Below are 26205 nucleotides of genomic sequence, written 5' to 3'. Positions count from 1 at the left end.
TGATTTCCTTCCTAAGGGGCATTCTTTGATTCTAATCAGTTCCTTCCTTCTTGAATTGTTCCCAAATTGCTTTTTTTAAAGACAAAGTATTTCTGGCCAATATAGTTCAGTACTGTATAAAAGATTGTTCCGATAAGTACAGCCACATTTTGCTGAATGGAAACATGAACGGATGCTTCCAAGGATTCTGCAATGGCTTGACCTAAAGAATAAGCCGCGGAATAACAAATCAGGATGACGCAAAAGAAACGGGCAACCCCTCTCCGCCAATCTATATCGCTTCTAAAAGTAAAAGTCCTGTTCAACAGAAAACTCGTTACTGCTCCCGTACCATTGCCGAAAAAGGTAGAGATCCAGTAAGATAATTCAAGAACGTTCATGAGAAAAAGCATGATGGAAAGTCCAACCCCTGTATTGACCATTCCAACCAATAAAAAGCGGATAAAGGAGTTAGTGTGTTTTAGATAGTTTTTCAATACTTGTCCGTTCATTATCTAGTTGCTCCCGTTTATTTAAATCGAGCGGATTAAATAAATCCAGATCGACAATATATTTAGGCCGGCGTTTGGATTCATTATAGATTTTACCGATATATTCCCCAATCAAGCCGACAGCAATCAACTGGAGTCCGCCGATCAACCAGATGGAGGTAATTAATGAGGTCCAACCAGTTTCGGTCTGCCCAAAAAACTTTAACCATAAAAAGTATGACCCAAAAAGTAAGCTAATGAAAAAGGAAAGACATCCTAGCCATAATACAAGCCGGATCGGTGTTACTGAAAAGGAAGTAATGCCATCAAGAGCAAAAGCAACCATCTTCTTAAATGGATATTTCGTTTCCCCTGCCAATCTTTCTTTGCGGTCATAATAAACAGAGTCCGTCTTAAACCCAATAAGCGGGACGATTCCCCGTAAAAAAAGATTCGTTTCTTCAAATCGTTCCAACTCCACGATCGCCCTTTTGCTCATTAGCCGGAAATCTGCATGATTGTAGACAAGGTTGACCCCCATTTTGTTCATCATTTTATAAAAACCAGTTGCAGATGTTCGTTTAAAAAATGAATCAAGGTCCCTTTTTTGGCGGACGCCATATACAATTTCACATCCTTCAGTGAATTTCCGAATGAATTCAGGGATGACTTGAATATCATCTTGTAAATCTGCATCAATTGAAATCACACAATCCGAGGCTTCCTTGGCTGTAAACAATCCGGCAAGGAGTGCATTTTGGTGGCCTGCATTCCGTGAAAGCTTCAGTCCACGAACATATTCATTGTTAATCGTTTCCTTATATATGATCTTCCACGTTTGATCTTTACTTCCATCATCAACCAATAGAATTTTACTTTGACCAGACACAACATTTTCTTCGATTAAACCCCTCACCAATCCACAAAGCTGGGAAATGGTATCCTGTAAAACACTTTCTTCGTTATAACATGGTACAACAATCGTCACTATCGGTGAATTCACAATATCCCCCCCCTTTTCAAATGACTCTGTATAAATGAATTTTCCATACGGTCCCTTTCTTTGTGAAAATCCTATCCAGTTCCAACCCGTTTTCCTTCGCGTTGTTGATTGGTATGGCAGAAAATATATATTTGCCGCCTAATCCTTTAAATGCGTCTACATTAATCTCCAAATTATCCAACTCTTTCTTCGAGCTTTTTTTGAACATATAATGCTTACCAAGCTCATCGGCAAATAGGTAACAACGTCCTCCCCATTCATCAAAGTAGATTCTGATGTTTTTATTCTTTGCCAATTCGTTTTCAATTATTTGACGAAATTGATGTTTGTATGTAAGCGGATAGAAATTGTTATAGCTATCGAGCGTGTAAAACCCATTAAATTGGGCGATAGCAGGATGTAGACCGATGCTTGCAACCCGATATTCTTCCTGTGGGAGGCCAATATGCTCTTCTATATCCTGAAAAAGGCTTTCTGCATAGAACTCTTTAAAAGTTGGTTTTTTATTGTTAGTGATTTCTTCATTGAAACCCATTAAAACCATGATTTGAACGGCAATGAAGATTAAAAGGGTTTTCTTAGCAAATTCACTGTGTTCCCAGATGATTTTTATGGCGAGGGCAAACCCCAAGTAAATCACCATCGGCCTTAAAAAGTGAAATCTGGCAAAATTAAAAGTATCCAAGGTATGGAACCTTTCTGTTAAAGGAAGCCAGCCCTTATAAAACCAAAATGCATACCATGCGGAGAGCATAAAATTCAAACCGAACAATAAAACAAAAACCTTTTCCTGTCTCCACAGTTTTTTAATCAAAATAATATAAAGGGCAAAAGCTGTAATCGGCAGGATGATAAGCGCATGTACAGTCATGACATGCGTATGTCCAAGAACGAAATTTTTGAAAGTAAGCTTAATGACCCACTCGAGCGGTAGCCTTGCGTGAAAATATTCATCCCTGCTGTTTGGCTCCGAATCAAAAATGAAAGAAGCAATCAAACGATACTCCACAAGACCAAAAATGAAGGTCATATAAACGATTGAAAGAAAAAACCTTAAATTCCAACCTTTTCTCCTAATCACATCTGTTATCCAAAGAAGGCCCATTGCAACCAGGAAAAAGAAAAAGCCAAGTACGATGCTTGAATATAGAGGTAAAAGTGTAAGGACTAAATAATTCTTCCACGAGTGGTCCTTGTTGCGGATATTCAAAAAAGCCCAAAGGGCTAGCGGCATCCCAAGCGTGCTGAGCATTCCCGATGGCCAAAATGGAGTAAGGGCAAAGGCTAAGGATGTTCCAACCCTAATCCATCCCGATTGGCGCCCTGTAATGAAATGTTTTTTTAATAGGATATACATACCAAAGAAAGCAATAAATCTTGTTAATGCCTGGCTTATTGCATATGCAACCATTGTCGGAAAAAGGGCATGCAGCCAAACGATAATACTGAATTCACTGCCAAACGCATTTCGGGGCAGCCCATTCATAATCTGTGGAATTTTGGCGTTTATTGAACCAAATAACTCACCGCTTTCTGAAAGCACTTTATACCAGGCAAGGTTGGAATCCAAATTATCATGTACACGAATATGTGCATTTTCTCCAAGGATGAGTAGAGGAGAGAGATATAAAATAATGACGAGTAAAGCAAAAAGGATTTGTTTTCGCTCTTGATTTTCAATTGGCAAAATATACACCTCTTGACGAAATTCATATATCCATAATATTTACTTCAATGGAAAATCTATTCTTTTTCAGGGATTTATTTTCACCTTTTTTTGATATAGGTCAACCAATGACTACATAAAATGAAGGGTAGAACAAAAAGCGGAATAAAAGAACCTTAAAAAGGGGCTAGGCTATGATAAAGAAAGCCGTAATTCCAGCAGCCGGTTTAGGAACACGATTTTTACCTGCTACAAAAGCTCAACCAAAGGAAATGCTGCCGATTGTCGATAAGCCGACCATTCAATATATTATCGAGGAAGCGGTACAATCAGGGATTACAGATATTATCATCGTTACGGGGAAAAACAAACGTGCCATTGAAGATCATTTCGATAAATCCATAGAGCTTGAAATGCTACTGCAAAAGAAAGGACAAAATGATCTGCTTACAATCGTGGAGAACATTTCCAATATGGTGGATATTCACTATGTAAGACAAAAGGAACCATTAGGTCTGGGGCATGCAGTTCTATGTGCCAAAACTTTTATCGGAGACGAACCTTTTGCCGTCCTATTAGGTGATGATATCGTGGATAGTCGTGTCCCAGCCTTGAAACAGCTAATGGAACGGTATAACAAGGTTCGAGCGAGCATTATCGGGTGTAAGGAAGTGTCACCTGCCGCTGTCTCAAAGTATGGGATTGTAAATTTCCAAGAACAATATGAGGATTTATTTCTGGTACGAAACTTAGTGGAAAAGCCAAAAGTTGAGGAGGCTCCATCAACACAGGCGATTATTGGCCGATATATTTTATCACCTGCCATTTTTGAAACCCTTGAAACCGTACAGCCCGATTATAAGGGGGAAATCCAGCTTACCGAAGCTTTAGACCTTTTGCTGGAAAGGGAACCAATATATTCATACATCATCGAGGGAAATCGATATGACGTCGGGGATAAATTCGGCTTTCTTCAAGCTTCAATAGATTTCGCCTTGAAACGACCTGAACTTCGCGATCAGCTAATATCTTATTTAAGACTGTTGTTTCCTTAATAAGGTTCATAAAAGCCTCTGCCCAATTACCAAAATGTGATTGGGTCATTTTCATAACTTCTTGCATTTTTGATTCAATGGAAAGATTTTTTGAGTTTAGTCAGCTCCAGATACATTTTAATATGACCCCAATAACATGTTCCCGTACCAAAAGCTTAAGATCTATGAATATGAAACTGTTTATTAATGGCAAATCAAGTGAAAATTTTTGAACAGAAAAAGAATAATTTATTGTTAGTAAGGTTATGTTGATAAGGTATATCAAACATATGAGATCCAGAAAGGATTGCAGAGAATCACATGCATAAAAAAAATAATCCGATAATATCCGATGAATTTTTAGATAGTGTAGTTAAGGAAATCAATGACCTATTTGGTGGACCCATTAATGAAAAAAATGATCGTTTCCAGCATGGGGACGATCAAGAAAGAAATTGAATCCTCCTTATCAACAACAAGGAGTTTCCTCTACCGGGAAATTACCCCACATCTTCTGAATCTAGTCTCAAAAAAACTCTGGCGGTTTTTATCCAGAGTTTTTTTTATGGCTAAATGCAGGCTGACTCCCCTTCTTTTCCTATATAGCCGTATCATAAGAAATTTAAATGTTCATTATGACTTGTCCAAACAGATTTGGCTTATCCTCATAGAATGAATATATGTAACTATTTAAAAGAAAGGGGTCAAGCAACATTGAGCCACACTGCTGATGGCTTCCGCAATTCTCAAAAAGTGCCAAAGGGAAGGCTGATTTCCGGACATACAAAGGAGTTTCAAAAAGATGCCCTTGGCTTTCTTACCCGATTGGCCAAGGAATATGGGGAGGTCGCAAAATTCCGTTTTGGACCATTCCAAAATGTTTACCTCGTTTCCAACCCTGATTTAATAAAACAAATACTAGTAACAAAACAAAAATCCTTCGTCAAATCAAAGGACCTCAAAGCTTTAAAACCACTTATTGGTGAAGGTCTGCTTACAAGTGAAAAGGACTTTCATATGCGCCAGAGAAGGCTTATTCAGCCCTCTTTCAAAAAGAATCATATTAGCCATTATGCCAAGGATATGATTGATATCACAATGGCTTATATATCAACTTGGGAACATAATGATGAACGGATAATTACAAAGGATATGATGGACATCACTCTGGGGATAGTCAGCAAGACCATGTTCAGCATAGAATTCACGGATGGCTCTGAAATTATAGGGAAATCGCTGGACACTGTATTAAAAGCTGCAGTCAAAAGGATGAGATCGATTTTCCGTTTGCCATTATGGGTACCAACTAAAATCAACCGTGAATATAACAAGGCGATAAAAAGCCTTGATAAAGTGATTTACGAAATTATTGAAAAACGGAAGACCGACACAGTAAAACATGAAGACATGCTTGGAATCCTGATGGATGCACGTGATGCCGAAGACGGATCAGGAATGACAAACCATCATTTACGTGATGAGTTAATGACCATTTTTCTTGCAGGTCATGAAACGACAGCAAATGCTCTTTCTTGGGCACTGTACGCACTTTCAATGAATCCTGAAATTCAATCTAAGCTTTTCTGTGAAGTGGATAGCATAATTGGTCGTAGGACACCCAGCCCTGACGATTTCATGAAATTACCATACACTCAAAATATCATACAAGAAACACTTCGAATGTACCCGCCAAGTTTTATGATATCCCGGGATGCGGAGGAGGATGTCGTTATAGGAGGATATCACTTTAAAAAAGGCGATATGATTATAATAAGTTCTTATGTGATGCAGCATGATCCAAATTATTTTGAACAACCGGATTCTTTTATTCCTGAACGATTTGAAAACAACTTTTTGAAAAACCTGCCTATGTTCGCTTACCTTCCATTTGGCGGAGGACCCCGGGTTTGTATCGGCAATCATTTTGCCATGATGGAAGCAGTGCTTGTCCTGGCTTGCATTTCTCAACGATATAGGATAAAGCTTGCACCTGACCATCATGAAGTAACCCCACTTCCGTCCCTTACGCTCAGGCCTAAGCGTGGGCTGCGCATGGTCGTAGAAGAAAGGGAAGCAAAAGCCTTTGAACCTGAATCATCAACTTTTAAATGAATATGAATGATTCCCCATGAACAAAACATTTTTATCTCCTTTAAGAGACTGGCCTATTTTTTGAAAGGAGGGATGAAAAATGTATATGCACCATTCACCAAAGATGGGTATCATCCACACTGAATTACAATATTTAGGGATGGCCTCGCAAGTATATACCGGTTATTTAGAATTTATAAGGGAAATTGATCCGGTACAAGAATCCGAAGACCAACAGCCGCTTCCTCTCCCCTTTTTATATGAGAACGAGTAGTCCCATTAGCCATTTCCTGCTCTAAACCTTATATGTTATAGAAAAACCGACCTATCAAGGTCGGTTTTTTGTTATTCAGCAGTATGTTCCATAACCGTAACCCTGGGCGCACCCGCCGCCAAATCCAGCTCCGCCGCAAAGGCTAGCTCCCACAATCACTAAAAGGATAAATAAAACGACTATAAAGGCGAAACCTCCGCCAAATCCAAAACCGCCATCACAACCACAATCTGACATATATGAACATCTCCTTATTCGTTTTTATAGAAGGACCTGAACTGGTTACATCATCTTATTCACTACCAAACAAAATGACAGTGAAAATGCGTTTTAAGATAATTTTTTTAACTCTCGTCTCTTGTTAATATGTATTTTTTTCGGAGTGGATGCAAAATCGGCTTTTCCAAAAACCTCCGATTATTTTAAATAAAATTGCCCACATAATTTTTTCATTCCACTCTTAAAAAATCACTTATTATACTACTTTCCTTAACTTATTTCATAAAATTCAAATACTTTTAGATAATAAAGAACCCCTATGGCATTTCTAAGAACAACCCAAAAGGGCATCCCATTTAATGGAATACTATTAACTACATCATGTATATTTGGTGGTGTGTGTATTTATCCTATTAGACCCCAGATCTGATATTAAGCTACCTTATGGCCATCCCTTTCCTTAGTATTTGTTCGGTGCAATTGAAGCTGCGTAAACAATATACCGACAAACGGGGTTTCCGGGTAAAATGGCACCCATATACAACTATATTAGCTATCACATCTTTAAGCTTTATCTTTTTTGCATTTATCTTCAATAAGTAAAATATAATCGGAACTACTGTATGTCTTGTCACCTTAGCAATACTTATCCTTATTTCTTTTATTGTCAAACAAAAAAAGAAATAAGGATAATCCCTGAATTTTTCAGGGATTTTTTCTTTTCTAAAAATTCTTATGGGAAATTGAAATTTGATTTTACAAAATACTCGTATGCAACAACATTCTTGTTATATATTAAACATACATATGTTAAAATAACCAATGAACCAATCATCCTACAAATTCGAGGTGTATATATTGTCCATATCTAAAACAAATCGCTTATCCCTTGTAGAGCAAGTGGTTTCCCAAATCGAATCGTTAATCGAATCAGGTGAATGGGAAATTGGAAATAAGATTCCTCCTGAAATGGATTTGATCCAACAATTCGATGTAAGCAGAAATACATTAAGAGAAGCTGTACGATCACTTGTTTATGCAGGTCTTTTAGTGACGAAACAAGGAAAGGGAACATTTGTAAAGTCCTCAAGTGCCTTGGGGGCGGCATTTCAAAGAAGGATCCAGCAGTCAAGTTTATTAGAAACGTTAGAGGTCCGTCATGCCCTTGAAAGAGAGGGAGCTCAGTTAGCGGCACTGAGACGTAACCAGGGAGATATAGAAAGATTACGGCTTCATATAACAGCCTGCAGTAATGCGGCAAAGGCAAAGGATATCAAGGCTTACGAAGAAGCGGATATCCAGTTGCATAAATCGATTATGGGTTCATCACATAATGATTTATTGATTGATTTGTACGAACATATGGAAGACTCCCTCCATGATTCCATCCATCAGATAGTCGAGATGAGTTCTGATGCGAACCTTCATCTGAACATCCATTGCAACCTTGTAGATGCAATCATCGAGCAAGATGTAAACCGGGCAATCGAAACAGTGAATGAATACATTGCACAATTCAAAAAGTCTTTAGAGTAAGTACGGAGGAGATTATGAGCATTCATCAAGCGGCAAATCAACTAGAACAAACAAAAATGGATATTAAACCCAGGTTAGGACTTCTCATCATCGGGATCATTCTTCTTGGTGCCAATCTGCGGGCTCCCTTAACATCTGTTGGTCCCCTTGTCACTTCGATCCGGGATAATTTAGGAATTTCCAATACACTATCAGGTTCCTTAACGACATTGCCTTTGCTTTCTTTCGCATTATTATCACCATTTGCGCCTAGGATAGCACGGCGGTTTGGAATGGAGCTCACCCTTTTCCTTTCCCTGATATTATTAACGATCGGGATTGGGATACGCTCTGTTGGCGGCGTATTGACATTGTTCATTGGGACCATTTTAATCGGGTTGGCCATCGCAATGGGCAATGTATTGTTACCCAGTCTGATAAAACATAACTTTGCTAGGAATATCGGTTTAATGACAGGGACATATGCAGTTTCCATGAATTTATGTGGCGCAATAGGTTCCGGGATCAGCATTCCCATTGCTACATCATCGGGTTTGGGTTGGGCTGGTGCCCTTGGATGCTGGGGAATTTTATCCCTTATTACGGTTTTCTTTTGGATGCCGCAATTAAGACGGCCATTCAAGTCAGGTAAGGATATACAAACGGCTCAAAAGGTTAAAAACATTAACTTATGGCGTTCTGGATTAGCCTGGCAGATTACTTTTTTCATGGGGTTGCAATCGTTTATCTTCTATACAGTAATTACCTGGATGCCGGAAATCCTGGAGCAAAAAGGCCTGAATGCTGATGAGGCTGGCTGGATGCTATCCATTATGCAGCTTGCCGTCATTCCCATAACATTCATTGTGCCAATTTTAGCTGGACGCTTACAAAGTCAGCGCCTGCTAGTGGTCCCACCTGTCACCTTCCTTATTGCAGGGATATTCGGCATATTATACGGAAGCACTATATTCATACCAGTATGCATGATATTGATCGGAATTGGCGTCGGAACCATTTTCAGTTTATCCATGATGTTCTTTAGTCTTCGAACACAAAGTACCCATGAAGCGACGGAATTATCAGGAATGGCTCAATCATTCGGTTACCTCTTAGCTGCCATCGGACCGGTATTATTCGGATTGCTTCATGACGTTACACATAGCTGGACAATTCCCTTATTTATGTTGGTCGTTATTTCGGCACTTATTTTCATTGTTGGAATGCGTGCAGGAAAAAATGAATATGTAACTACAAATGAAAGTCTCTCATGAATTTTGTAAAAAAGACCATACTTACATGATAAAGAATCTGTGAAAGCGTTAGAACAACGTGTTGTCGAATTAACGAAACGAATGATATAAGTTTAGTGTATTTGAAAAAAGCCATTGCTCCTGTTGAGCAATGGCCTAGACAGTGGACAAACTCGATTAAAATCAAGTTTGCCTACTGTTTTTTTATGGCTTGTACAATTTGAAAGAGGGCTATCGCCAGTACAAATCACCAAAACACATTTGTGTGACATGTCATTTTTATCAAAGTGTACCGAAAGTAAAGATATCAAAAAGTAGTGACACGTCATATTGGGCACGATTATATGATAGAAGCAGGTCATCTGAGTCATCATCAAGATGTAAAAACCTATCTATGCGAAAAGTAAAGAAACGATTGAGCGTGTTTTCGCAGATGAAAAAAGAATAGCATGGTGCGTTGGACTACTTAAAGGGGACTTAAAAAATTGTCCATGCAGGTGATGCACTTTCGCTGCCATGAATGTAAAGAAGATGGCCAATTGGACATGGGAAGGTCAAAAAATGGCCTAACATAGTGGGCCCGTAAAGACACAATTCCTTAATATTGAGCAAAATTCAATTTCAAAAGGGGTTCGGAATGTTTTAATTCCGAACCCTTTTTATCTGAGCCATTGCTCTTGTTGAGCAATAGCCTTTTCGTATGTAATTCCTGAATCTGCAAAATGAAAAAAGACGTACAATGTGAATCGCACGCCTTTTTTAGCCTACAATTATAATGACTTGAAAATCGCCATCTCCGCGTTCTCTTTTTTATGCATACTTCTTACTTTCCTCGTCTTTAAAAAAGCTCTTCATTGCGTGGAAAACATCTGCCTTTTGCTTAAGGATATAATACCTGAATTTTTCATTTTCGATATTCTTATAGGCTGTCATCAATGTAGAATGACGATTGTATTGATTGACTTCCCCATACCCGAACATATTGGAAACCTTCATGAGTTCTTCAACAAGCTTAACGCATCGAACGTTATCTGATGTGAGGTTATCACCGTCGGAAAAATGAAACGGATAGATATTGAACTTCGCAGGGTCATATTTATGATCAATAAGTTCTAATGCTTTTCGGTATACGGACGAACAAATCGTACCGCCGCTTTCCCCTTTTGAAAAAAAATCCTCTTCCGGAACCACTTTCGCTTCAGTATGATGGGCAATGAACTCGATTTCAACCGTTTCATATTTTGTCCGCAAGAAACGGTTCATCCAAAAGAAAAAGCTTCGAGCCATATATTTTTCCCACAACCCCATACTACCAGAAGTATCCATCATTGCCAGCACGACTGCTTTGGAATCAGGTTTCTGGATCTCATTCCAGGTTTTGAATTTAAAGTCTTCCTTATAAATAGGGTGAAACCCTGGGTCCCCGCTTAAAGCGTTCCGTTTGAAAGCCGAGATCATCGTTTTCTTTTTATCGATATTTCCCATTAAGCCTGTCTTGCGGATATCGTTGAATTCGATATGTTCAAGCGTGTGCTCCGCCTGTTCTTTCTTCTGGAGATTAGGCAGTTCCAATTGGCTGAACAGGGCTTCCTCCAATTCCAGCATCGACACTTCGGCTTCATAATAATCCTCACCGGCCTTATCACCTGCACCTTGGCCCTTACCGGCCCCGGCATCGGACGGTGAGCCATCCCTTGCAACCACATCCCCCACTTTACTGTCTCCATCGCCTTGCCCTACATGTTTGTTTTTATCATAGTTATAACGAATTTTGTATTCATCCAAGGAGCGAATGGGAATCTTGATAACATCCCGGCCATTAGACATTATGATGCTTTCTTCTGAAATTAGATCAGGCAAATTATTCTTGATCGCTTCCTGCACCTTTTCCTGATGACGTTGTTGATCATCATAGCCTTTCCGATGGAGGGACCAATTTTCCTGTGAGATAACATATTGTTGATTATTCTCTTCCGACATTCTCTTCCCCCCTTAAAAATGTTTGCACGCTTTTCATCATTCCTTCATATAATAAATTAGTGTGGGAAAGCCCACATCATTCCGGTGTCCCAATGAAAAATACTATGCGAAAAAACGGATTAAAAGAAAAGTATTACTCTATCTTATGCAGCGGTGCAGGATAATTTACCACAAAATTCAATAATGGACGTTTGCCTACGAACTAGACAAGTCATGACATGGACATAGGGACCCTTTAAATATTTTTTTCTAATGTACTGCAAAATAAGTATTTATCTAGAAAACGAACAGACTTATCAGTCCTGTTCGTTTTTCAGCAGGCTTCATTTATCGGATTAGATTTTTATAAGGTAACTTAAAATATCTTTTTGATGTTAGCCGGGTACAAAATCTAAAAGCAGAGACATGCAAATACATATCAAAAAATAGCAATAAACCACAACAAAAGGGTGCTCCAGTAATTTTCTGGACACCCTTTTACACAGATAGAATGATTCTGGTTGTGATATTCGTCAAACTTTATCTTCCTCAATTTCATGTTGCACTGTACCTGGGCTTTTGTCCCGCTCTTTCAATTCTTCATTCGTCCTTTGATTTTCCATCTGCTTCCCAAGTTCTTTCATCTCTTCATAATCCTTAGCCATGGAGCTGTTTTCCGGAACATGTTCTCTTTTCAATTCTTCTTTACTCATTTGCTATCACCTCCACTTATTGATACCCAATATTTCCAAATCCAAAACGTAACATATCCAATGGGAAGATGGGGTATAGATAAGACATTATGAGCAAACCAAAGGAGGTGTAAGAAGTATGCAAACAACTACGCTTTATGTAAAAGAAGCAACGTCAGAAGGTCCGATTCTAAATCTAGAGTCCATACTTTTAAAAACGGAAGGCGTGGAACGTGCGATCATCGATGTTGATGATGGGGAAATTAAAATCGATCATAGCGAAGACGAACTTTCCCCCGACCAACTTATCACACTTATTGAACAGTATGGCTTGAATGTAACCAAATAGGAATCCAAAGTGCCGGGCTCCCCCTAGTAGGGCCCGGTAATTTTTTTGATTTTTAAATATCCGATACCCTGTCACCTTTAACAAATACTTTACCTTTCCTAAAAAAGGATATAAACCCCTACCCAATAGGGGGCAGGGGCAAGAAAGCATGCATTTACCGATTTAACAAGCTGCCCACATAGCGCAGCAAATCATTGGCCGAAGTGGAATTATAACCGTGCTCATCGATAAGTCTCGTAATGACTTCGTTCACCTTCTTCAGTTGCCTTTCGTCTGGTGTTTTCGTTGAAGTAGTGATCTTGACGACATCCTTCAAATCCGCGAATAGCTTCTTCTGGATTGCTTCCCGTAAACGATCATGTGAATTATAATCGAATCGCTTTCCTTTACGGGCATATGCAGAGATACGAATCAATATTTCTTCGCGGAATGCTTTTTTTGCATTCTCGGAAATTCCAATTTGCTCTTCAATCGAGCGCATCAATTTTTCATCCGGATTAATTTCTTCCCCTGTCAAAGGATCGCGCAGCCTTGATTTATTGCAGTATGCTTCGACATTGTCCAGATAATTATCCATGAGGATTTTCGCAGACTCTTCATATGAATAGACAAATGCCTTTTGCACTTCATTTTTTGCAATGGCATCATATTCTTTACGTGCAAGGGAAATGAAATTCAAATACCGCTCCCGAAGTTCGTTCGTAATGGACGGATGCTGATCAAGACCTGCTTTTAATGACATAAGTACATCCAATGCATTGATGGACGGATTTTCCTTACGAATGATCGTAGAGGAAATTCGGTTAATCACGTAACGTGGATCGATTCCGCTCATGCCTTCGTCCTGATATTCTTTCTTCAATTCATTGATGTCTGCGGAATTAAAGCCTTCCACATTTTCCCCATCATACAGCCTCATCTTTTTCAGTAAATCTATATCGCCCTTTTTGGGATCCTTCAAGCGGGTCATGATGCTGAAGATTGCCGCCACCCGTAATGTATGCGGGGCAATATGAACATCTGAGACATCACTTTCATGAATCATTTTTTCATAAATCTTTTCTTCCTCGGTAACCTTCAGATTATACGGAATAGGCATGACGATGATCCGCGAATGCAATGCCTCATTTTTCTTGTTGGAAATGAAAGCTTTATATTCCGTTTCATTCGTATGGGCCACGATAAGTTCATCTGCACTGATCAATGCAAAACGCCCTGCCTTAAAATTCCCCTCTTGTGTCAATGAAAGCAAATGCCATAAGAACTTCTCATCACATTTAAGCATCTCCTGGAATTCCATCATCCCGCGGTTTGCCTTGTTCAGTTCGCCATCAAAGCGATAGGCACGCGGATCCGATTCAGAACCATATTCGGCAATCGTCGAAAAATCGATGCTGCCCGTCAAATCAGCAATATCCTGTGACTTAGGATCAGAAGGACTGAATGTTCCAATTCCAACACGCTTATCCTCTGAAAGGAAAATACGCTCGACCATCACATCTTCAATCCTGCTTCCATACTCCTGTTCTAACCTCATTACATTCAGCGGCGATAGGTTTCCTTCAATCCTGATGCCGTATTCCTCATAAAAATCACCCCGTAAATACTGCGGAATGAGATGCAGTGGATCTTCATGCATCGGGCATCCTTTTATTGCGTAAATGGCACCAGAATCCTTTAATGAATAATTTTCAAGTCCACGCTTCAGTAAAGAAACGAGTGTAGACTTTCCTCCTGAGACCGGACCCATGAGAAGCAAAATCCGCTTACGGACATCCAGCCGCTTTGCCGCCGGATGGAAATATTCCTCGATGAGCCTTTCCAGTGAATCTTCAAGCCCAAACAACTGACCGCTGAAAAAATTGTATTTCTTTGACCCATTTACTTCCTCTATCCCTGCATCTCTGATCATGTTGTATACACGTGAATGAGCAGATTGAGCAACTAATGGCGTTTCTTTCAAAATTTCTAAGTACTCTGCGAAGGTGCCTTCCCACTTCAGCTTCTGTTCATCTTCTCTAAATTTTTCGATTTTCTTTAAAATATCCATTTAAGGAACCTCCCCCTGTCACTTTCAGAGAATACTTAAATCTATGCTCTAAGTCTGACAAACATGTCAGACTTTAAAAAGTGTCCGGGCATTGTTTAGAAACCTCCTGCACGCTCCATATATCGAAAAAGGCTTCATCATTGAACAATTGATGACAAATCGGCTGACAAGAAAAATAGTGTACACTACTGCTAAAAATTAGGGTATACTAAGCCTATACTTAAGTGGGACAATATGGGTAAAGGGAGGTCACATTATGGGCACAATTATTATCGTTGCAGTTGCTATTACATTTTTAGCCGCTATCTTTACTGCTGGTTATGAAGATAAACCGGGTGTCAAATAAAGAAAATATTAAGGCCTTTCTTACATTCCAAAAAAGGGGACAGCAAATTAAATTTGCTGTCCCCTTTCTTTGCACACCCATCCATATAAATAGAAAAAAGTCCTTTCGAACCCCGGAAGGATTTCTTACTTTTAAAATAAATTAATAAACCCTTCATTGATTCCATGCAAGCATGAAATCAATGAAGGGTCTTCATATTTTAAACAGCGTTCTTTTTTTCCGTTTGAGATTTGGTATTGTCGTTCTCCAATGATCTCAAGTCGTCGTTTACTTTCTTTCCTTGTTCCAAATATTCTGTTTGGAATCCACTCTTTATTGCCCATCTATAAAACACCAGTGATAAACATGTAATGAGGGCCATATCCCAACCAAATGGAATTACGTTAAGTCCACCAAACTTTTCACTGCCTAAATATGAAATAGCCATCATACAGATTAAGTAAACAACCATCCAAAGTCCTGCCGAAAAGTTTTGACGGAATCCCTTCCAGTTTATTTTTGCTTGATAATAGAAATAAACGGGAAGACCAATCATTATGATAAATAATACTTGACCTGTCAGTGGCCATCTTGCCCAATAAAGAACCAAAGAAGCAAAAACAAAGCCAAGTGGCGCAATGATGCTTAATCCTTTTAGACGTAATGGTCTGTACAAGTCCTTACCTGTGCGTCTTAACGTCATAACAGTAACTGGACCTGTAATATAAGAGACTAAAGTGGCAACCGAAATTACCTCTGCTAGTACTCCCCAGCCCCTAAACATGAATAAAAACAGGAAAGATACACCTAGATTTAAAAACATGGCTTGACGCGGGATACCATAAAGAGGATGAAGATTTCCAAACACGCTTGGTAAATATTTATTCTTTTCCATTCCATAAATCATTCGTGATGTTGTCGCCGTGTATGTTATTCCTGTCCCGGAAGGGGAAATAAAAGCATCGGCGTATAGTAAAATGACTAACCAGTTTATGCCTAAAACAATTGCTAAGTCAGCAAACGGTGAATTGAAATTCAAATGATGCCATCCGTTCACAATCATGGACGGATCAACTGCTCCAATAAACGCAATCTGTAATAAAACATAGATAACCGTTGCAATTAAAATGGAGCCAATCACTGCAATTGGGATCGAGCGTCCAGGATTCTTTGCCTCACCCGCCATATTAATCGGACTTTGAAAACCGTTAAACGCAAAGATTATTCCAGAAGTCGCTACTGCAGTAAGCACACTTGCCCAACCATTAGGTGCCATACTTCCTGCTGACGTAAAATTGGATGCATGAAAACCAGCAAATAAAAGTGATCCAATCGTAAGTCCAGGTATAATAACCTTAAAGACTGTAATAAATGAGTTAGCTTTTGAAAACAAACTAACTGTCCAGTAATTTAATAAAAAGTAGACGATAAGTAATCCAGAGGCAATTGCCAAGCCTCCCCCTGTAAGCCTTCCATTTTCCACTAAACCATGTGTCCACTTCGCCCATTCCCATGGCCATGAGCTCATATATTGGACTGAAGCAATCGCTTCAACTGGAATTACGGAAACAATTGCAATCCAGTTTGCCCAACCTGCAAGAAACCCGATGAACGAACCATGAGAGTACTGCGTATATTTTACCATTCCCCCAGCTTCAGGAAACATTGCCCCTAATTCACTGTAAGAAAGTGCAATAAATAATATTACCACCATTCCTATAATCCAAGAGATAATGGCAGCTGGTCCTGCGATTTGTGCCGCTCTCCAAGCTCCAAATAACCAACCTGATCCAATAATAGACCCGAGTCCTACCATCGTTAATGAGAACGTTCCCATCTTTCGCTGTAAATTCATATGTCATCACCATGCTTTCCAAAAATTCATTCCTTTAAATAACGTTTAAAGTAACTGGATTTATGATTTGTGCTAGTGTACGCCCAAATAAATCTTAATGTAATTGCTGTATTCAGATCACCTCTTATTAAGCGCCTAACTTTTTGATTGGAATATCTTAAGGTTGTCCCCTTTATGAGAACAAATATTTTCTGCTTTTTTAGAAAATGCTTAGATCCCATTCTTCTGCCATATGTTTCAATAGCATACTACCTGTCACGCTATTCCCATATTCATCAATTGCCGGCCCATAAATACCAATACCACATCCACCTTTGAAGGGCATTCCGCTTCTGGCACTTGGAGGAACTGATGCCATAATTCCACCCGATACTCCACTTTTGGCTGGCACCCCAACAAAAGCCGCAAATTTCCCCGAAGCATTGTACATTCCACAAGTAAGCATTAACGCTTTGGCTAGTTTAGCCACTTTTTTAGGGAGAACTTGTTCTTGACGTATAGGATGGTAACCATCTAGTGCGAGGATCAATCCAATCAGGGCTATGTCTTCTGCAGTCACTTCTATGGAACATTGCTTCAGGTAAACCTCTAAAGCCTCCTCTACATCAGATTCTAAATAATTCATCTCTTTTAAATAATGTGCTAAAGCTCTATTTCTATGAGCGGTTAACATCTCAGATTGAAATACTTCCTCATTGATGATTGGGCGCTTCCCTAACAAATTTTCAAATAATGCAAGGAGAAATTCCAATTTTTTTTGTGAAGACTCCCCTGGCAGAAGCGAAGCTACAGTAATCGCCCCAGCATTAATCATAGGATTAAACGGTTTTCCTGGCTTATGCATTTCTAAACGAATGATTGAATTGAAAGCATCCCCAGTTGGTTCCACATCTACCCTATCCAACACATAAGAAATGCCGCAACCCAAGCATGCGGCTATAAAGCTGACCACTTTTGAAATACTTTGTAACGTGAAAGGGACTTCCCAATCTCCTGACTTTATCATGTTTCCACCTGGCTCTAGTATGCAAATACCTAACTGCGATAAGTGTGTATTCCTCAACGCAGGTATATAATTGGCGGTTTGTCCTTCAGTAGCATAGGGTTTGTAATTTGCTACCCATTCATCCAAGCAGGCTTGCTTTTGATTATTAACATGAATGTTATAATCTTTTGTTAATTCTCCAACCACTTTCTTCCACCTCTTCATTGTTGTGCTTAACTTTAATGGATTAGATGAAAACATAATGAATATTCTAAATATTGTTAAGCGCTTTCAAAAGTTTTTACCTACCTTGAATTTTAAAACGGGAACTACATAATCTTACAAAAACCTACAAAATCTAAAAAATAAAAATCCTTTAAAATCAAAAACGTGATTCTTTTCACATGTTTTGATACTATTTTTGTGGATAGAAAAAAAGATTGTTTTTTCCGTATTTTTACTAATACGTTCTATTAAGCAAAGTAAGCATTGTATTGAAGCCGCTGAAACTGTATACTGATTTTTTAAACAATTGGGAGGTGAACGCCTTGAATCTCGGTACGTTAATGAAAAAAGAGGTCAATATCCTTGCTCTGATGTTGTTAACAGTCCCATTAGCTGGTGAATTGAGTTTTTATCCTTTAAATGAAACGTTTCGGATAAGTTTTGGTCCGCCTGCACTTTTCTTTTTTTTACTATTATTACAGAAAACACCTGCTATTTTATCGGGTGCCTTGACAGGAACGATGGTTGTGTTATTTCGTATCCTAATAGACTTTTTCACAAATGATAATTTTCACTGGGCGTCCACGTTTCAAGAACAGTATCCCAGTTTTTTCTTTTATTTCACCTATTCCTTTCTTTTTTCTTTAGTGAAAATCAACCGCTTTCAAAACCGGTCTTTGATTATTGGATTTATTGGCCTCATTATCGAAATATTATCCGACACTGCAGAATTAATCATTCAATATTTTGTATTAGAAACAACAATTACGTTAGGTTCATTAAATGAGATGATCGTGATCGCATTCGGACACAGTTTTATCGTTTTAAGCTTTTTTAATATGATGAAACTTTATGAGGCACAATCAAGAGAAAGGCAAATCAGAAAACAAAATGAACACATGCTGATGCTCATTTCCAATTTATATGAGGAAACGATTCATTTAAGAAAAACATTAAAAAATGCAGAGAATATAACAAAGGAATCGTATGATTTGTATCGCGATTTAAAAGAACGGGAAAAACGGGAAAAGCAACCCCATGTTCTTACACAGCAATATAGTCAAAGAGCCTTGCGCATTGCGGGTGAAATGCACGAAGTTAAGAAAGATAATCAACGAATTTTTGCTGGTCTCTCTAAATTGATTTCTAATGAGAGTTTTAAGGATTATATGGAAGCTGCTGAACTTATTCGATTAATTATCCGAATTAATGAAAAATATGCCTTATCACTTGGAAAGGATATTCAATTTGAATACTCTTTAGATGGAAACACCGATTCACATTATCATGTATATACCGTATTATCTCTTTTCAATAATTTAGTCGCTAATGCAGTGGAGGCAATTAAAGAAAAGGGAATCATTAGTTTAAGTTTGAGTGAACTTTGCGATAATGTAGAATTTAAAGTTGCTGATAATGGACCTGGGATCCCTAAAAAATATCAGACCGTTATATTTAAACCTGGATTCACTTCAAAATATGATCATTTCGGGACCCCTTCAACAGGGATTGGACTCTCATATGTTAAAGAAGTTGTGAAAGAACTGGGAGGGGATATCCTATTAGAGAGTAAGATTGACGGCGCTGTTTTTTCTATAAAGTTACCAATCCATAAGTTGATACAGAAAGGATGATTTCATGCGTTTTTTTATAACAGATGATGATTGTGCTATACGTTCGAACTTAAGCCAAATTATAGAGAACGAAGATTTAGGAGAAGTGGTAGAGGAAGCGGAAGATGGCAGTCAATTAGAAGGACATATTTTGAATTTAAAACAAATTGATATTTTATTTATTGATTTATTAATGCCCATCCGGGATGGCATTGAGACACTTCGTCATATAAAAAGTACATTTAATGGAAAAATAATAATGATTTCACAGGTTGAATCAAAAGAGCTGATTGGTGAGGCATACTCACTCGGAATCGATTATTATATTACTAAACCAATTAATCGCATTGAAATATTAACAGTTATCCGAAAGGTCATGGAACGTATTCATTTAGAAAGATCGATCACTAATATCCAAGCCTCTTTAAATAGTGTATTGAATTTTGAACAGCCAAAGGCTGATAAATCAAATAATTTTAATGAAAAAAGCATAAAAGAGGTGGGCGAATTTTTATTATCGGAATTAGGGGTTGTGGGAGAAAATGGGGCAAAGGATTTAATTGAAATGCTTCAGTATTTATTCATGTATGAACGGACATTTACTTTTGAACAGCATTTCCCGACTCTTAAAGATATCTTTGAAGAAATTACAAAAAAAAAGCTCGGAACATCAGCTGGGCAAGTTGATATTAATCGAGAAATGAAAGCTGCCGAACAGCGAATACGCAGAACGATCAACCATTCGTTAAATCATTTTGCTTCGCTCGGTTTAACGGATTTTTCAAATCCAAAGTTTGAAAATTACGCTTCCAAATTTTTTGATTTCACAGTCGTTCGCCAAAAGATGAAAGAACTGCAAAAGGATTCAACGATTGTCCTTACTCCTACCCGGGTAAATACAAAAAAATTCATTCAAGTGTTTTTTTTCGAAGCGAAACGATTGAATCCAGAGGAAATAAATAGATATAGATAAATTCCATAAATAACAATGGAATTTTGTTTGATTACACAAAAGGAAGTGAAAAAAGCGTAAAATCCCCTGAAAGATTTCAAGGGATTTTAGCAATGATCTCACTTCTTCAACAATAAATACATGAAATACGGAGCACCGATCATTGCTACCATGATACCTGCAGGAATCCCCTCAGGTTCAACAATATTACGTCCTATCGTATCGGCAAGCAACAATAGCCATCCACCGAGTAAAATGGCAACTGGAATGAATAATTGATTTCGAGATCCCACCAAAGATTTTGCTATATGGGGGGCCATGAGTCCAATGAATGCAATTCCGCCTGTAACAGAAACGGCAGCCGCAGCCAGTGCGACAGCTGTGATTAGCAATACGATCCGTTCCTTTTCAATCGATACACCCACTCCAATTGCGATTGGTTCACTTAAACCAAGCAGATTCAAACGATTTGCTTTATATAAAGTGAATGGAATGAGGATGATTAACCATGGAAGAATAGCCCAAATGAAGGGCCAATCCGTACCCCATATATTTCCCGCCAACCATTTTGCAATGAAATCGACTTTTTTTAACCTCCATTTACTGAAAAATAGGTAAGTTAAGACTCAATTGAAAATGATTATCATTACCACTAATTTAATACTATAATTCTATCTAAATATATTGTCAATAGTTAGTTCATGGGTATATAAGAAGACAACCTTTTAGATCTTTTGCCTGAAAAGTTTTACCAATTGATAAATGGAAACAGTGAAGATCCCGGAAATATTTCCGGGATCTTCACTGTTTGGCTCATGCTCAGGATTTTGAAAGATGTCCCTTAAGTCATCAATCAATGTTTCTTAAATCCTTGCTTCTCCACGTAATCTTTCATGTACAGCCTGCTTTTCTTTCCAAGCATGCCAGCCATTTGCTCGGTCCAGGTGTCTTTTCGTTTACCTTTAGTCCGGCGTTCGTAATAACTGGAAATCGTTTCATTGTACTCTTCAAGTTGTCCGATGAACTCCTGCTTATCCTCCTGATATCCATTTTCATGATAGATATTGGACTTCGGCAAACGGGGCTTTTTATCCGAACGGTTTTTCGGATATCCAACCACTAAAGCGAATAATGGAATAACCCGGTGCGGTATATTCAAAACCTCAGACACTTCCGGGAGATTATTGCGTATCCCGCCGATATAGCAAATGCCAAGTTCCATCGATTCTGCGGCCAATGCTGCATTTTGAGCCGCCAGAGCAGCGTCAATACAGGCAACCATGAATTTCTCCGTACTTTCAATCGATTCAGTCAGGTCCATGTTTTCCATTTCGGAAACCATATCCTGACGATATAAATCGGCGCAAAAGACGAATAGATGTCCATTCTTCTCTACATAGGATTGTGGTCCGGCAAGTTCAGCAAGCTTGGCTTTCTTTTCCGGTTCGGTTATCCCTATGATTGAATACGCTTGAATATAACTTGAAGTCGATGCAGCCTGGGCGCATTCCACAATCGTATTGATTTGCTCCTCAGACAATGGCTTGTCCTCAAAAGAACGAATGGAACGGTGATCTAAAATCTTCTCAATTATTTTATTCAAAGCTCTCACCCCTATTGAATATGTAAAGTGAAAAATCCATCATCGGGGCTGTAATTCCCCCGATGACAGTAAGCCAGTGATGACACTCAACCTTTTGTTTTCAAATCCAATTCACGGTAATTTTGCTGTCTCAATGCTTCATAAATCAAGATGGCAGCCGTGTTCGACAGATTAAGGGAACGTACTTTATCCGTCATTGGAATCCGAAGGCACCGATCCATATTTTCTTGGATCAGCTCTTTCGGGAGACCCGTCGTTTCACGGCCAAAAATGAAGTATATCTCACTGTCTTGATCACTGTAATTGAAGCTGGAATGCGGCTGCTCGCCGAATTTCGTTAAGTAATAAAATTCACCGCCGGCATTCTTTTCGTAAAACTCTTCTAACGAATCATAATAATGGATCTTTACATTCTCCCAGTAATCGAGCCCAGCCCGTTTGAGCTGTTTGTCATCCGTTGAGAAACCGAGCGGGCGAATGAGATGTAAAGACGTATCCGTCCCTGCACACGTTCTTGCAATATTGCCTGTATTTGCTGGAATCTGTGGTTGATATAAAACTACATGTATTGACACTTCATATTCACCTCTAGTTTGAACTTCACCTTAATTATAGCATTAAACAAAAAAGACTAAAAACCAATCACCCTCCATCCAAAATCACAAAGAATTTATAAACGATGTTCGGTGTATATCTAGTCGAATCCTCATACGTCCAATACCGGTGACGGCTATTCATCGTATGGGCATTCACAAGCGGCATCCCATCCTGATCCTTCGCGGTTACAATCAAGTTATGATCAAACCGTCCGTCCCCTTCAAAATCTATACAAAGGATATCACCCAAATTCAATTCCTCTGCCGTCTCCACCTGCTTTGTCCTGATGGCATTCCCGGATTTTAGCAGATGATATAAAGAATGTGCCGTCGTCCAAGTGTAACTCCAGCTTTTTCCTCTTATCCACCAGCCCTTGCTTTTGTTTGGCGCCCCCCACATCGGAATTCCTCCCGCATGTAGACATTGTGAAATGAAGTTCGTACAATCATCAGTGAATTTATGATACCTTGGATTGAATTCATTCCACCAACGCTCGGCATATTGGACGGCCTTCATCCGCTCATACTTATATGAAAGACGATTTGTACCGGGATCACATTTTGGCTGTACCTCTTCCGTTTCAAAGCTGGGAACCAGCTCACATTCATCCACTATATACCCATTTCGAAATCGAGCTTCCCTTTCTTCCATTTCTTCTTCAATATAAAATGAATCCTCCTTTTTCAATAAATATTGCAGGTGCACTTGATAAGTCAGGACTGTATCCATGTCTTCCTTTCTCTTCGAATGGACCTTTCCTGCTGCATTCACCCGAACAATTTCCGCTGCACGGTTCCTCATCAATTCCTTTTTCAGATGTAATTTCCTTTCACTCCGTTCCTGATTATCGGAAGTATAAAACTCCACTCTTTCTTGTAAAAGGCGTTGCAATTGTTCCCTCAAGTTCATGCCCTCCTTCTTACCATCTATGCTAATGTGTATGTTCGAAGGGGATTAAAATGCACCTGACGATTTCCTCCCGCCTGATTTTAAAGGGCAATCCAAACAACCCTCACATTCATAAATTTTAAAGTCACGTGTGAAGCCTTTCCGTATAGATCGATTACAGTATGGCTTTTTTTATCCTGAATTATAATCAAAGTAATATTGGGGAAAATATAAGAATGAATACACGATTTTCTAACCTGATTAGACCAGATTGGAGACGGAAATTTTGAGCTTTATTGAAGTGTTAAGTAGGGTAGTCGCTGCTTTTGTGGTTTTACTATTGATGACTCGAATTATGGGAAAAAAGCAAGTGAGTCAGATGACTTACTTTAACTATATTACAGGTATCACTATCGGCGCGGTGGCTGCTTCCATCACAATTGATACAAGTATTGATATGGTCGACGCCTTCGTTAGTTTAATCGGTTGGTCCGTACTCACTATTCTTGTAGGCTTCATTAATTTAAAATCTCCAAAAGCTCGTATAATACTTGACGGCGAACCTACAATTGTAATCAAAGATGGAAAAATCCTAGAGAAAGCGTTGAAAGGGGAAAAATTGAACATGGATGACCTTAGCATGCTATTGCGAGAACAAAGCATATTCTCCATACAAGAGGTAAACTATGCCGTTTTAGAACCAAATGGTCAATTGTCTGTCTTAAAAAAAGTGGATAGCCCGAGTGTTTCCAAAAAGGATATTACTTATGTGAAACCATTATACATACCTACAGAAATTATTGTGGATGGAAAAATCGTTCCTCATAATTTAAGTAAACTGAGTTTAAACCAAAGCTGGTTGGAAACGCAATTACAGCAGTTTGGTGTATGCCTGCAAGATGTCTTTTATGCTGAAATACAAAGTGATGGCACTTTGTATATAGATAAAAGACAAGATGACCAGCTTCCTCCACGTTAAGAGGAAAAGGGAGAACTCAAGTCATTTAAATTTGGACAGTTATGCTTTTAGAGCTAAGGATTTGCTGATTATTATCAGTCCAATAAGCTCTCCTTTTTAGGTACCCGCAGGTTATATATAAACAAATATTTTACCATAAGGAATAGAGTAGCAACTAGTTATTCAGAATGGCAAGTGTCCGAAAGAAGTGGTCTGCAGCTCATCTTAAGTATGAATTGGTAGATGCCGTAACAAATATACCCGTATAACAACAATCTTATCACAGGGATGTGTCGGTACTGATTTTATCCTCTGTTCAATAATGTATTTTCTACAAAAGACTACTACTTAGTGGTTACAAATTGGGAGCTATTCGGTTAACTTTAGTGGTAATGTCTATAACTAGAAAAAAAGAGAAAGAAGCTGTCCCAAAAGTCATTTACGACTTTTGGGACAGCCACTACATCTTAAATATCATTTTGTTTCCAAGGTAAACTGCAGTCCCTTTTCAATTTCCGCCAGTACCTCTTCATCCGTTTCCTTCATTCGTGCTTCTTCCAGAACGGAAACGGACTGCCCCCGGCCAATTTTCCCAACCGCCCAGGCCGCCGTTCCCCGTATGACGGGCCGCGGATCATCCTTCATGACCTGGATCAGTTCGGGCAATGCCGTTTCGTCTTTGAAGTGGGCCAATGCTAAAATGGCATTTCTTTGGATTGGTTTTTTACCGCGCCAAGAGCCAGATACATGGCCGTATGTCTCCTTGAAGTCCCGGTTTGAAATCGTAAGCAGAGGTTTCAGCAGCGGTTTCGCTAACTCGGGGTCAGGTTCCATTTCTTCATGAAAATGAAAATCCATTCCTTTGTTTTTCGGACAAACGGTCTGGCATGTATCACACCCATACAAACGATTGCCTATTTTCGTCCTGAACTCATCCGGCAGGAAACCCTTTGTCTGGGTTAAGAATGCAATACAACGCTTAGAATTTAGCTGGCCACCCTGAACGAGCGCACCTGTCGGGCAAACATCGACACATTTATTGCATGTCCCGCATTGATCTTCCATCGGTTGATCCGGTTCAAATGGCAGGTTGGTAATCATGTCTCCCAAGTATACAAAAGACCCGAATTCCGGAGTGATGATCATACTGTTTTTTGCACTCCAGCCAATTCCTGCACGCTCAGCCACTGCCCTATCTGACAATTCGCCCGTATCTACCATTGACTTCACCACTGCCCCTGGCACTTTATCTTTAATGAAACCCTCAAGTAACTGCAATTTATTACGAAGAACGGTATGATAATCCGTTCCCCAAGAAGCCCGGCAAAAGATCCCTCGCCGCTCACCTTTTGTGCTTTGCGGAGCATCCTTCAATTTTGACGGATAAGCAAGTGCAATCGAAATGATGGATTGCGGTTTTTCGAATATCAATTCAGGCCTGACCCTTTTTTCTATATCGCCTTCTTCAAACCCTGACTGATAATCCAGTTCCTGTTGACGTATCAGGCGAGCTTTCAATTCGGCAAAAGCCGTGGCCGATGTAAAACCGATTTTATCGATGCCGATCTCTTTACTATATAAAATCACTTCTTGCTTGAATGCATTCATATCCATATTAATCACCTACGT

General features: G+C 39.0%; 23 protein-coding genes and 1 pseudogene. 10 read left to right on the top strand and 14 right to left on the bottom strand.

Annotated features, from left to right (window positions below; translation table 11 throughout):
* Positions 1-35: 35 nt before the first annotated feature.
* Genes UP17_RS04495 through UP17_RS04485 form a run of 3 tightly spaced genes read right to left on the bottom strand, consistent with a single transcriptional unit; the run spans position 36 to position 3160 of the window.
* Positions 36-491, bottom strand: a complete 456-nt coding sequence (locus UP17_RS04495; RefSeq protein WP_061461836.1) for a GtrA family protein — start codon at positions 489-491, stop codon at positions 36-38.
* Positions 451-1473 carry a glycosyltransferase family 2 protein gene (locus UP17_RS04490; RefSeq protein ID WP_061461835.1) on the bottom strand — a complete coding sequence of 341 codons (1023 nt, stop codon included), beginning with the start codon at positions 1471-1473 and terminating at the stop codon, positions 451-453. Before UP17_RS04490 ends, UP17_RS04495 begins: the two co-directional genes overlap by 41 nt.
* A gap of 16 nt (positions 1474-1489) precedes the next feature.
* Positions 1490-3160: a DUF6044 family protein gene (locus tag UP17_RS04485; RefSeq protein ID WP_434218681.1), complete on the bottom strand. Its 1671-nt coding sequence runs from the start codon at positions 3158-3160 to the stop codon at positions 1490-1492.
* A 173-nt stretch (positions 3161-3333) separates the two neighbouring features.
* Between UP17_RS04485 and galU the strand changes: the two genes are divergently transcribed.
* From galU to UP17_RS27320, 4 genes are all read left to right on the top strand, one after another.
* Positions 3334-4194, top strand: coding sequence for a UTP--glucose-1-phosphate uridylyltransferase GalU (galU, locus tag UP17_RS04480; protein ID WP_061461834.1), 861 nt, complete (start codon positions 3334-3336; stop codon positions 4192-4194).
* A 300-nt stretch (positions 4195-4494) separates the two neighbouring features.
* Positions 4495-4632, top strand: coding sequence for a hypothetical protein (locus UP17_RS27325; protein WP_155727226.1), 138 nt, complete (start codon positions 4495-4497; stop codon positions 4630-4632).
* Between the two features lie 255 nt (positions 4633-4887).
* A complete protein-coding gene (locus tag UP17_RS04475) occupies positions 4888-6285 on the top strand; it encodes a cytochrome P450 (protein ID WP_250211756.1) in 1398 nt (465 codons plus the stop codon).
* 79 nt (positions 6286-6364) lie between these two features.
* Positions 6365-6538 (top strand): hypothetical protein, encoded by a 174-nt coding sequence (locus tag UP17_RS27320; RefSeq protein WP_155727224.1) that lies wholly within the window; start codon positions 6365-6367, stop codon positions 6536-6538.
* A gap of 75 nt (positions 6539-6613) precedes the next feature.
* Here the strand turns inward: UP17_RS27320 and UP17_RS29165 are convergent, their stop codons facing one another.
* Entirely contained in the window at positions 6614-6775 is a 162-nt protein-coding gene (locus UP17_RS29165; RefSeq protein WP_081108698.1) for a YjcZ family sporulation protein, read from the bottom strand.
* A gap of 840 nt (positions 6776-7615) precedes the next feature.
* On the opposite strand from UP17_RS29165, the gene UP17_RS04470 reads away from it, so the two are divergent.
* The gene (locus tag UP17_RS04470) at positions 7616-8293 is read left to right on the top strand and encodes a FadR/GntR family transcriptional regulator (protein WP_061461833.1); all 678 of its coding nucleotides are present in this window, start codon (positions 7616-7618) and stop codon (positions 8291-8293) included.
* Between the two features lie 14 nt (positions 8294-8307).
* Positions 8308-9546: a CynX/NimT family MFS transporter gene (locus tag UP17_RS04465; RefSeq protein WP_061461832.1), complete on the top strand. Its 1239-nt coding sequence runs from the start codon at positions 8308-8310 to the stop codon at positions 9544-9546.
* A gap of 789 nt (positions 9547-10335) precedes the next feature.
* Here UP17_RS04465 and yhbH read toward each other — a convergent pair.
* Both yhbH and UP17_RS04455 read right to left on the bottom strand, forming a co-directional pair.
* On the bottom strand, positions 10336-11505 hold the full coding sequence (yhbH, locus tag UP17_RS04460) for a sporulation protein YhbH (protein ID WP_061461831.1): 1170 nt from the start codon (positions 11503-11505) through the stop codon (positions 10336-10338).
* A 512-nt stretch (positions 11506-12017) separates the two neighbouring features.
* Positions 12018-12197, bottom strand: coding sequence for a hypothetical protein (locus UP17_RS04455; RefSeq protein WP_061461830.1), 180 nt, complete (start codon positions 12195-12197; stop codon positions 12018-12020).
* Positions 12198-12315: 118 nt separating this feature from the next.
* On the opposite strand from UP17_RS04455, the gene UP17_RS04450 reads away from it, so the two are divergent.
* Positions 12316-12525: a hypothetical protein gene (locus UP17_RS04450; RefSeq protein WP_061461829.1), complete on the top strand. Its 210-nt coding sequence runs from the start codon at positions 12316-12318 to the stop codon at positions 12523-12525.
* Positions 12526-12679: 154 nt separating this feature from the next.
* Here the strand turns inward: UP17_RS04450 and UP17_RS04445 are convergent, their stop codons facing one another.
* From UP17_RS04445 to UP17_RS04435, 3 genes are all read right to left on the bottom strand, one after another.
* Positions 12680-14575, bottom strand: coding sequence for a PrkA family serine protein kinase (locus tag UP17_RS04445; RefSeq protein WP_061461828.1), 1896 nt, complete (start codon positions 14573-14575; stop codon positions 12680-12682).
* A 545-nt stretch (positions 14576-15120) separates the two neighbouring features.
* A complete protein-coding gene (locus UP17_RS04440) occupies positions 15121-16755 on the bottom strand; it encodes a glutamate/serine transporter AimA (RefSeq protein WP_061461827.1) in 1635 nt (544 codons plus the stop codon).
* A gap of 199 nt (positions 16756-16954) precedes the next feature.
* Complete coding sequence (locus UP17_RS04435; RefSeq protein WP_061465973.1) at positions 16955-17965, bottom strand: glutaminase; 1011 nt, start codon at positions 17963-17965, stop codon at positions 16955-16957.
* A gap of 314 nt (positions 17966-18279) precedes the next feature.
* Here UP17_RS04435 and UP17_RS04430 point away from each other — a divergent pair, with 314 nt between their 5' ends.
* Both UP17_RS04430 and UP17_RS04425 read left to right on the top strand, forming a co-directional pair.
* A complete protein-coding gene (locus UP17_RS04430; RefSeq protein WP_284149580.1) occupies positions 18280-19599 on the top strand; it encodes a sensor histidine kinase in 1320 nt (439 codons plus the stop codon).
* Positions 19600-19603: 4 nt separating this feature from the next.
* A complete protein-coding gene (locus UP17_RS04425) occupies positions 19604-20551 on the top strand; it encodes a response regulator (RefSeq protein WP_061461826.1) in 948 nt (315 codons plus the stop codon).
* A 98-nt stretch (positions 20552-20649) separates the two neighbouring features.
* Here UP17_RS04425 and UP17_RS04420 read toward each other — a convergent pair.
* The 4 genes and pseudogenes from UP17_RS04420 to UP17_RS04405 all read right to left on the bottom strand — a co-directional run.
* Positions 20650-21117: pseudogene (locus UP17_RS04420) on the bottom strand (FecCD family ABC transporter permease); the annotation flags it as partial.
* Positions 21118-21383: 266 nt separating this feature from the next.
* Positions 21384-22133 carry an oxygen-insensitive NADPH nitroreductase gene (gene nfsA, locus UP17_RS04415; RefSeq protein ID WP_061461825.1) on the bottom strand — a complete coding sequence of 250 codons (750 nt, stop codon included), beginning with the start codon at positions 22131-22133 and terminating at the stop codon, positions 21384-21386.
* Between the two features lie 86 nt (positions 22134-22219).
* Positions 22220-22708, bottom strand: coding sequence for a tRNA (uridine(34)/cytosine(34)/5-carboxymethylaminomethyluridine(34)-2'-O)-methyltransferase TrmL (gene trmL / locus UP17_RS04410; protein WP_061461824.1), 489 nt, complete (start codon positions 22706-22708; stop codon positions 22220-22222).
* A 67-nt stretch (positions 22709-22775) separates the two neighbouring features.
* Complete coding sequence (locus UP17_RS04405) at positions 22776-23633, bottom strand: amidase domain-containing protein (protein WP_061461823.1); 858 nt, start codon at positions 23631-23633, stop codon at positions 22776-22778.
* Between the two features lie 271 nt (positions 23634-23904).
* Here UP17_RS04405 and UP17_RS04400 point away from each other — a divergent pair, with 271 nt between their 5' ends.
* Positions 23905-24597: a DUF421 domain-containing protein gene (locus tag UP17_RS04400; protein WP_061461822.1), complete on the top strand. Its 693-nt coding sequence runs from the start codon at positions 23905-23907 to the stop codon at positions 24595-24597.
* Between the two features lie 453 nt (positions 24598-25050).
* Here UP17_RS04400 and queG read toward each other — a convergent pair whose 3' ends face one another.
* On the bottom strand, positions 25051-26190 hold the full coding sequence (gene queG / locus UP17_RS04395) for a tRNA epoxyqueuosine(34) reductase QueG (RefSeq protein ID WP_061461821.1): 1140 nt from the start codon (positions 26188-26190) through the stop codon (positions 25051-25053).
* Positions 26191-26205: the final 15 nt, after the last annotated feature.

This window comes from Peribacillus simplex (genome assembly GCF_001578185.1).
Classification (GTDB): Bacteria; Bacillota; Bacilli; order Bacillales; family DSM-1321; genus Peribacillus; species Peribacillus simplex_A.
This window is presented reverse-complemented; position numbering and strand designations above follow the sequence as displayed.

Bases quoted from the DNA above. Each gene is read 5' to 3' on its own strand.
- UP17_RS27325 (WP_155727226.1), top strand. From the start codon at position 4,495: ATGCATAAAAAAAATAATCCGATAATATCCGATGAATTTTTAGATAGT.
- galU (WP_061461834.1), top strand. From the start codon at position 3,334: ATGATAAAGAAAGCCGTAATTCCAGCAGCCGGTTTAGGAACACGATTT.
- yhbH (WP_061461831.1), bottom strand. From the start codon at position 11,505: ATGTCGGAAGAGAATAATCAACAATATGTTATCTCACAGGAAAATTGG.
- UP17_RS04465 (WP_061461832.1), top strand. From the start codon at position 8,308: ATGAGCATTCATCAAGCGGCAAATCAACTAGAACAAACAAAAATGGAT.
- UP17_RS04455 (WP_061461830.1), bottom strand. From the start codon at position 12,197: ATGAGTAAAGAAGAATTGAAAAGAGAACATGTTCCGGAAAACAGCTCC.
- UP17_RS04440 (WP_061461827.1), bottom strand. From the start codon at position 16,755: ATGAATTTACAGCGAAAGATGGGAACGTTCTCATTAACGATGGTAGGA.
- UP17_RS27320 (WP_155727224.1), top strand. From the start codon at position 6,365: ATGTATATGCACCATTCACCAAAGATGGGTATCATCCACACTGAATTA.
- UP17_RS04425 (WP_061461826.1), top strand. From the start codon at position 19,604: ATGCGTTTTTTTATAACAGATGATGATTGTGCTATACGTTCGAACTTA.
- UP17_RS04495 (WP_061461836.1), bottom strand. From the start codon at position 491: ATGAACGGACAAGTATTGAAAAACTATCTAAAACACACTAACTCCTTT.
- UP17_RS04445 (WP_061461828.1), bottom strand. From the start codon at position 14,575: ATGGATATTTTAAAGAAAATCGAAAAATTTAGAGAAGATGAACAGAAG.
- queG (WP_061461821.1), bottom strand. From the start codon at position 26,190: ATGGATATGAATGCATTCAAGCAAGAAGTGATTTTATATAGTAAAGAG.
- UP17_RS04450 (WP_061461829.1), top strand. From the start codon at position 12,316: ATGCAAACAACTACGCTTTATGTAAAAGAAGCAACGTCAGAAGGTCCG.
- UP17_RS04435 (WP_061465973.1), bottom strand. From the start codon at position 17,965: ATGAAGAGGTGGAAGAAAGTGGTTGGAGAATTAACAAAAGATTATAAC.
- UP17_RS29165 (WP_081108698.1), bottom strand. From the start codon at position 6,775: ATGTCAGATTGTGGTTGTGATGGCGGTTTTGGATTTGGCGGAGGTTTC.